The organism is Sphingorhabdus buctiana, assembly GCF_042680825.1.
GTDB lineage: Bacteria > Pseudomonadota > Alphaproteobacteria > Sphingomonadales > Sphingomonadaceae > Sphingorhabdus_B > Sphingorhabdus_B buctiana.
In genome coordinates this window covers 521718-529743 of sequence record NZ_JBHUEL010000002.1, presented here as the reverse complement: position 1 = coordinate 529743, position 8026 = coordinate 521718, and the positions used below count along the sequence as shown (strand labels likewise).

Below are 8026 nucleotides of genomic sequence, written 5' to 3'. Positions count from 1 at the left end.
CCGCCAAAGCCGCCTGACGATGGCCCACGGCCACAGCCGAAATTACACCACCTTGACGGACGCGACCCGGGTGTAGGCCTTCGCGGGGATTTTTTTGCGCCGGGTTGGCGTTATGATGCATATGCTGGCAAATCGTGGACTGACGGTACCTATGAAATAGAATCGTTCCTCATTGATCGACTCGCTACTTCACTGAACGTGGTTCAGAATGCCAACGGTACTTTTAGCTGCGTTGCGCAAGCTTCAATTCCAAATTGTGTGGCAGCACCGGAACTAAACGCGGCATCAATTGGTGGGAATTTGTCACCCGCTTATCGCGATTACATCTTGGATAATACGATCGGCACAACATTATTCCGAGAAACCACTTTTTCATTCGGCGTCGATGGGCCTTTATTCGCCCTTCCCGGTGGTGATGCCCAAATGGCACTGGGATTGGAATATCGCAAGCAACGTATCGACGATACGCCGGACCAACAGGCCATCAATGGGAACCTTTATGGGCTAACGGCATCCGTTCCGACACGCGGCAGTGATAGCGTCAAGGAGTTCTACGGCGAACTTTATTTGCCGCTGATAGCTGACCGTCCGTTTATGGAAAATGTCAATATTAACGCGTCTGCGCGTTATACAGACTACGAATCGTATGGAAGTGACGTAACCTACAAAGTCGCTGGCGAATGGCAGTTCTTTGAAGGCATCGGCATCCGTGGCAGTTACGGCACATCATATCGAGCGCCCGCACTCGCGGAGCAATTCTTGGGAGCAACCAGTGGCTTTATTGGTGCTGGAAGTGACCCCTGCGATGCTGACAATTTCCCGCTTGATCCGAACGCATATAATACAACCCAGAGAACCCGCGCTGCAAACTGCGCAGCGATTGGAATTAACGTTGCCACATTTCAGCAAAACAACGGAATTACTGTATTTAACCGGGGTGGTGCAGAAACCGGTTTGGAGGCAGAAACTTCGACAAACTGGTCGGTAGGTGCAGTTGTAGCACCGCGTATGTCTGGTCCTGTTTCGATCAGCCTTGCTCTTGATTATTTTAACATCAAAGTCGAAAATGGTGTGTCTTCACTGGGTGGCGGTACAATTTTGAGTCGCTGCTACTCGGCAACTGATTTTAGCCCGACCGAGGGTTTTTGCCGTTTTGTTCAGCGTAATGCTAACAATGCGCTGACCGTTACTAGCGGATTCGTGAACCTGTCGACCGATGTGGTAAAAGGTTTCGAGTTCACCGGTCGCCTTGGCGCTGATCTGTTCGGAGGGCGTTTCACGTTCAACGCTAGTTTGACGAAATACACCGAGCAGTCGGATCGTTTGTTCCCTGAGGAGATACTTCTCGATTCTAATGGCACCCTCAACACACCTGATTGGGTTGGATCATTTGATGCGACTTATCGCAAGGGTGCATTCCTGTTCCGCTATGGGCTTGAATGGTTTGATGGTAGCTCCGGTACATACAAGTTGTTTTCAACAAGTCGCCAAACAGGTTTGGTCGATACTGCACTTGAGCAATCTTACCGTGACCTTTACCTGCTCGAAACTCCTGCCTATTTCCTGCATTCGGCATCGATGCAAGTCATGGCTGCAGAAGATTTCGTTGTAACGATCGGTGCACGTAACCTGTTTGATAAGAAACCTCCCCGGGTTTCTGCTGCGGTAAACACCGTCGGCAATGCTCCGCTTTACTCGGGGTACGATTACACTGGCCGTCAGTTCTTCGTTAACACGACGTTCAAGTTCTGATAAAGCCAACCCAACAAGCAAAGGGGGCTGCAAATTGCGGCCCCCTTTTTTTTAGTTTGGGTTAGAAATAAATTGAGCGTCGGTCAGCAGTAAATGCTAATTCCAGTGACGGTCGCTTCGGCTACCCATTCCAGTCAACAACTCATAAGGCGAAACACCAGACAGCTTGGCTTGAGCATCCAGATTGAACCGCATTGTGACCCAATCATTTTCCGACAGTGATGGCGCATTGCTGATGTCGAGTGTCACCAGGTCCATCGACACACGTCCAATAACGGGCAACTCCACGCCGCCCACTAACGCCGTGCCGACATTGCTCAAGGCACGAACATATCCGTCGGCATAACCGATCGCCACGGTCGCAACGCGGATATCGGATTTTGCGACATAAGTGTAATTATATCCAACCGGACTGCCGGCCGGAAGATCTCGCACCTGCAGGATGCGGGCTTCAGGATAGGCGACCTGTTGGAGACCATCCAACGCCAATCCACCATAAAGCGATATCCCTGGTCGGGTGAGATCGAAATGATAATCCGCGCCCAATGTTATTCCGCAACTATTGGCCAAGCTCCGCCGTCGAAATCCGATGTGCTGCGACATGGCTATAAAGTTGACCAATTGCGCAGCGTTTTGGCTCGTGATTTCATCGGCCGATGCAAGGTGAGACATCGCGATATCGATATCCATTCCATCAAACAGCATGGGATCATACTGCTCTGGCCCAAGCCCCAGCCTGTTCATCCCGCTGTCGAGCATGACATGGCATCGTCCGCCGCCGGATGCTCGCCACAGCGCAATCTGCGCAGGAGTATTCAGAACCGGAATAGCACCCAGTTCACGCGCTTGCACAACATCTTCCTCACAGATGCCGTTCAACACGTAAATATTCTGTGCCGGAACCAGATCGGCAATCTCCGCGGCTTCTCCCCAATGGGCGACGAAAAAATCGCGACAACCGGCAGCCCAAAGCCTGGGCGCAACCTCACGGGCGCCGAGACCATAAGCATTGGCCTTCACCGCTGCACCTGCGGCAGCGGATCCACTCAGCTCGGCCATATATTTCCAGTTGGCGACCAGCGCCGCACCATCAAGGCGCAATCGCGAAGGGGCAGGAAAGCTCAATCGAGATCCTTATCCCTGTTTTCGGGCAACCAGATCAGGCTGACGATGAATGCCATCGCAACAACGCCAATCGTATACCAAAGCCCCATGAAGGCGCCGCCAGTTTTCACGACAATATATTGCGATATGAATGGCAGGAAGCCGCCGAAATAGCCGGTACCGATATGGTAAGGTATCGACATCGAGGTGTAGCGGATTTTCGCCGGGAACATCTCGACCAATATCGCGGCTACCTGGCCATAGGTCATCGCCGACAATGCTACGAGAATGGCGACGGCCAGAATGATGATCAATGGCTTACGCTGGTCCGGATCCGACTTGTCCGGATATCCCGCTTTCTCGAGCGCAACGATATAGGCCTTGTCATCAAAACCCTTAATCTCCGCGGCACCAACCTTTAACATCAAGTCGTCACCTTCAGCTTTGGAATAGCTGATGCCGCGCTTGGAAAGGAAGTTGAGCGCCTTCGCACAATCACTTTCATGCTTGCTCGAAAACACGTTGAAGTCGCATGCTGGTGACACGAGAGTCACTGGCGCGCTTACAGTTGCTCGTGCGAGCGCCGGGTTGGCCGCATCCGCCATCATATGGAACAGCGGGAAAGTGCCAACAATCGACAAGGCATAGCCGATCAGCAGGATCTTCTTGCGACCATAATGGTCAGACAGCCAGCCTGCAGCGACATAAAGGGGGGCAGCCAGCAGCGCACCTACCGCCATATAGCCCAGTGCATCAGTTTCCGGCACGCGCGCCGTTCCCGTCAAGAAATACAAGGTGCCGAACTGCGAGGTGTAATAAATCACCGTCAAACCGGCAGCTACGCCAAACAGGGCAACAAGGATGCGCTTGACGTTACCCGGATATTGGAAGCTTTCGACAAACGGGTTTTTGGAAACCGTTCCCGCTTCCTTCATCGCCTTGAACACAGGACTTTCGGAAAGCTTGAGGCGGATCCAAAGAGAAATCGCCAATAGCAAGATAGAAATCAGGAACGGCACGCGCCATCCCCATGCTTCAAATGCCTCGGTGCTCATCGAGGTGCGCGTTACCAAAACGACGGTTACAGCGAGGAGGAAGCCGCCAGCAACCGAAGCTTGAATCCAGCTGGTATACTGCCCGCGCTTGCCCTTCGGCGCATGCTCGGCGACATAAATTGCTGCGCCGCCATATTCCCCGCCCAGTGCAAGGCCTTGCAAACAGCGCAAAATCAGGAGCAGTACGGCCGCGGTTACGCCGATCGATGCGAATGTGGGCAGGAATCCGATTGCCGCGGTCGCCCCACCCATCAGTGATATCGTGACAAGGAAGGTATATTTACGGCCAATCTTGTCCCCCAGATAACCGAACACGATCGCACCCAGCGGGCGGACGCCAAAGCCGGCACCAAAAACTGCAAGGCTCGCCAGCATTGCGGCGGTGGGGTTATCCGATGGAAAGAACAGCTTTCCGATCAAGGCACCCAATATGCCGTAGACGAAAAAGTCGTACCATTCGAACACCGTGCCCAGCGATGAAGCCGTGATCACCAGCCTGTCGCGCTTCGGATCAATCACCTCTTCAGCAGCATTTGCGCCGTTCGCCATGGGCATCCCCTTCCCGTTTTTGGTTGCTGACATTCTCTTAGTTGCAACCGCGCATCGTTCAAGCCTTGTTGCGCTTGTTTAATCGAGCGGTTAACAAAGTTTCGAGAGACGAGAAGGAGAGAGAAATGCTGACCAAGGGCGACGAGTACCCAATCCACCAGACCGCAGAGCCAATTGCCTTTTCGGGTACTGACCGAAATTTCTACGATCGTTTCTTCTTTTGCGGCTATCGCCCTGATGGTTCGGGCTATTTTGGGGCAGCCTTTGGCGTGTATCCGCACCTGAACATTGCCGATGCACATTTCTCTGTCATCCGCGATGGCACGCAACATTGCGTTCATGCTTCCCGCATCCTTGGTTTCGAACGAATGGACATGCATTGCGGTCCAATCCGCATTGAAGTGGTCGAGCCGCTAAAAACCGTTCGCCTTGTCGTGGACAATCACGAAGGCATATCCGCCGACATTACATTCGAGGTGCGCTCCGCACCGGTGCAGGAGCCGCGCTTCACACGGCGCAACGGCAGCCGGATGATGATGGACCTCACCCGCTTCACCGTGAATTGCCATGTTACCGGATGGGTCGAAGTAGACGGCAAGCGTGAAAGTTATGAAGGCGCTTATGGTACGCGCGATCGAAGCTGGGGCGTACGGCCTATCGGTGCGGCCGACCCGCAACCGGTAATCCCAGCGGCCATGCCCCAATTCTACTGGCTCTGGGCGCCTACCAACTTCCCCAATCTTTCACTCTACGCCCATGTCAACGAGGACGAAAAGGGTGAGGCCTGGAACCGACGCGCAACGCTGATGATGGATGGCGCCAATCAGGAAGGCGGCATGCATTTCCACGAAGACCGCTTCACCATGACATGGGAAAAGGGCAAACGCCATGCAACCGCGGCGCGGCTGGATGTACGCGATGATGCCCGGCGCGACCATGTGGTCACATGGGAACCCATCGATCTCTTCATGATGAAAGGGATCGGTTATGGCCATAGCGAGTGGGTGCATGGCGGCTTCAAGGGTGAATTGGCCGTGGAACGTGAAGATTTCCGTCCTGCCGATCTGGATCCGCTCTTGATGCCCCATCTGCATATCCAGCATGTTGCAAGGGCACGGCACGAAGGTGGCGGGGCAAGTTCCGAAGGCATCGGCATTGTTGAGCAGCTTGTATTCGGTCCACATGGCCCGAGCGGCTTCAAGGGGCTTAACGACGGGTATGGCGTATGAGCCTACCTGTACTTTCGCGTGACGAGATCACCGCTGAATGGTTGTCCGATATGCTCCGTCAAAAGGGGCATGACGTCCAAATCGCTGCAATCCAGGCCAAAGCAATAGGCACCGGGCAAGTTGGTGCAACCTACCGCATTGCGCTTGATTTTGAGAGCAACCCGGGCAATTTTCCGCCAACCATCGTGGCAAAACTGCCATCAAATGACGAGCTTAGCCGCACTACCGGCAAATCGCATCTGACCTATCTGCGCGAAAGCAGGTTCTACCAGACCTTTGCCGGCAAAAAGCCGATGGCGGTGCCCGATCATCTCTACATCTCCTTTGATGAGGATAGCCATGCATTCACCCTCATCATGCACGACCTGCCGGGGCATGTGCAAGGCAACCAGCTTGGCGAGCCGAGCAAAGAGGAAGCGTTACTTGCCGTTGACGCCGCCGCAAGTATCCACGCTGCCTGGTGGGGTGATCCGACGCTCGACACGCTGGATTGGCCGAATGGAACCAAGGCGGTGCCACCGCAGCTTGATAGCGATGTTTTGTTCGGGATGTTCTGGCCGGCCTTTTGTGATCGTTACGGCGATCGCGTCGACGCCAATATGCTTACTGTCGGCGAAGCATTTCTCGGCAAGCTCAACAGCAATTATGATACGCGGCAGAGCCCCCGTTGCCTGACACACAATGATTTCCGCCCCGATAACATGCTGTTCAACGTGGCTGATCCGGTAAAGCCGATTGTGATCGTCGATTGGCAGACCACTGGTGTCGGTATCGGGGTTGGCGATATTGCTTATTACACTGGCACCGCATTCGATGCAGCACACCGCCGTGAGATTGAGCCTCAATTGCTTGCTCGGTACAAAGCACAGTTGCTGGAGCGTGGTGTTCCTGATGGCGATTTGAAGCATATCGATGACGATTATTGCCGATCAGCAGTTGCGGGTTTCCTGATGGGCGTGACTGCTGCCATGGTTGTTGAACGCACCGACCGCGGCGATGACATGTTTCTCGCCATGGCACGCCGTTCGGCTGCGATGGTTCTCGATCATGGCGAGAAGGCATTACCGCAATGACGCAATTTGTTGACCTGTCGATCCCCATCACCAACGATGTGGTTTCCGATCCACCGGTGATGCGTCCGCAAATCACCTATATGACCCATGAAAATACGTGGGAGCAGATCGCAATGTTCTTCCCGGGGCTTACCCGCGAAGACCTTCCCGATGGCGAAGGCTGGGCGGTCGAAAGCCTGACGCTGAGCACGCACAATGGCACGCATATGGATGCGCCCTGGCACTTCCATTCAACAACTGACAGCGGTGCCTCCCCCGCCCCGTCGATAGACGAAGCGCCGCTAGATCTGTTTTTCCGGCCCGGGGTGAAGCTCGATTTTTCGGACAAACCGCATGGCCATGTGGTTAGCGCCGCGGAGGTAGAGGCAGAACTGTCGCGCATTGGCTATGAACTGAAACCGCTCGACATCGTGCTTATGCAGTCGGGTGCAATCTATGGCACCGAGAATTTCACCGACCAGGGCTGCGGCATGGGCGCGGAGGCGACGCTCTATTTGACCGAACGCGGCGTGAAGGTGGTCGGCACCGATGCGTGGAGTTGGGATGCACCTTTCAGCCATACGGCCAAACGCTGGGCCGAAAAGCGCGATCCATCGATCATCTGGGAAGGCCATAAGGCCGGACGCATCCAGCCTTATTACCAGATCGAGAAACTGACCAATCTTGATGCCCTGCCCCCATTCGGATGGAAGCTGAGTTGTTTCCCGGTGAAGATCGAACGAGCCAGCGCAGGGTGGATCCGCGCTGTGGCCTTGATCGACTAGAGGTTCCGGCTTGCGAGCAAATAAAGCGTCCAACCGTTCAACACCGCCAGCGTCAGCCAGGTGATGATGACCCCCAGAGAACGAGGCAATGGCGGTTTGGTGCTTACAGGCAAATAAAGCCCCCAGATATGCAGCACACGGCCAAAAAGGAACAACGCGCCAATCGCCATCAAGCCCATATGCCACGCATGGCTGAGTTCCAGAAAGGCGAGTAGCAGGATCACGATAGGCGCATGTTCGGCAAGGTTGCCATGGCTGCGGCTGGCGCTAATCAGTTTGGCGTCACCAGCGTCTCCGAATGCAGCTTGCGCGCGCATCCTCTGACGAACGGTGTCAATCGCGGTGAAGAGCAGCAATAGAGCGCAGACAGCGGCGACAAATGCTGTAACCGGAACGGGCATGTGAACTTCTCCCCCAGAAAAGAGTTATAGTTTAGCCGCTTATCGTCGGATCGCCAATCGCGGAAATGACTGGCAAGTTCGGTGCAAAGCGATATTGCA

7 protein-coding genes are annotated in these 8026 nt (G+C 54.5%); 4 read left to right on the top strand and 3 right to left on the bottom strand.

Translation table 11 applies throughout. The annotated features are described in order from the left end of the window. Nucleotides 1-1752: TonB-dependent receptor (locus tag ACFSAG_RS02980; RefSeq protein ID WP_381511243.1), on the top strand; the 1752-nt coding region annotated here is incomplete at its 5' end. 96 nt (nt 1753-1848) lie between these two features. On the opposite strand, the gene alr is transcribed toward ACFSAG_RS02980, so the two are convergent. Together alr and ACFSAG_RS02970 are read right to left on the bottom strand one after the other, a co-directional pair. Next, on the bottom strand, nt 1849-2877 hold the full coding sequence (gene alr / locus ACFSAG_RS02975) for an alanine racemase (protein WP_381511241.1): 1029 nt from the start codon (nt 2875-2877) through the stop codon (nt 1849-1851). After that, a complete protein-coding gene (locus tag ACFSAG_RS02970; protein WP_381511239.1) occupies nt 2874-4460 on the bottom strand; it encodes an MFS transporter in 1587 nt (528 codons plus the stop codon). Before ACFSAG_RS02970 ends, alr begins: the two co-directional genes overlap by 4 nt. Nucleotides 4461-4585: 125 nt before the next feature. Between ACFSAG_RS02970 and ACFSAG_RS02965 the strand changes: the two genes are divergently transcribed. The 3 genes from ACFSAG_RS02965 to ACFSAG_RS02955 are packed head-to-tail and all read left to right on the top strand — an operon-like array spanning nt 4586 to nt 7526. Continuing rightward, a complete protein-coding gene (locus ACFSAG_RS02965) occupies nt 4586-5689 on the top strand; it encodes an Rv3169 family protein (protein WP_381511237.1) in 1104 nt (367 codons plus the stop codon). Then, the gene (locus tag ACFSAG_RS02960; RefSeq protein ID WP_381511235.1) at nt 5686-6762 is read left to right on the top strand and encodes a phosphotransferase family protein; all 1077 of its coding nucleotides are present in this window, start codon (nt 5686-5688) and stop codon (nt 6760-6762) included. The genes ACFSAG_RS02965 and ACFSAG_RS02960 overlap by 4 nt, the downstream gene beginning before the upstream one ends. Next, a complete protein-coding gene (locus ACFSAG_RS02955) occupies nt 6759-7526 on the top strand; it encodes a cyclase family protein (protein ID WP_381511233.1) in 768 nt (255 codons plus the stop codon). Before ACFSAG_RS02960 ends, ACFSAG_RS02955 begins: the two co-directional genes overlap by 4 nt. Here ACFSAG_RS02955 and ACFSAG_RS02950 read toward each other — a convergent pair. Then, the gene (locus tag ACFSAG_RS02950) at nt 7523-7927 is read right to left on the bottom strand and encodes an MAPEG family protein (RefSeq protein ID WP_381511230.1); all 405 of its coding nucleotides are present in this window, start codon (nt 7925-7927) and stop codon (nt 7523-7525) included. The two genes, ACFSAG_RS02955 and ACFSAG_RS02950, sit on opposite strands and share 4 nt — an antisense overlap. Nucleotides 7928-8026 lie beyond the last annotated feature (99 nt).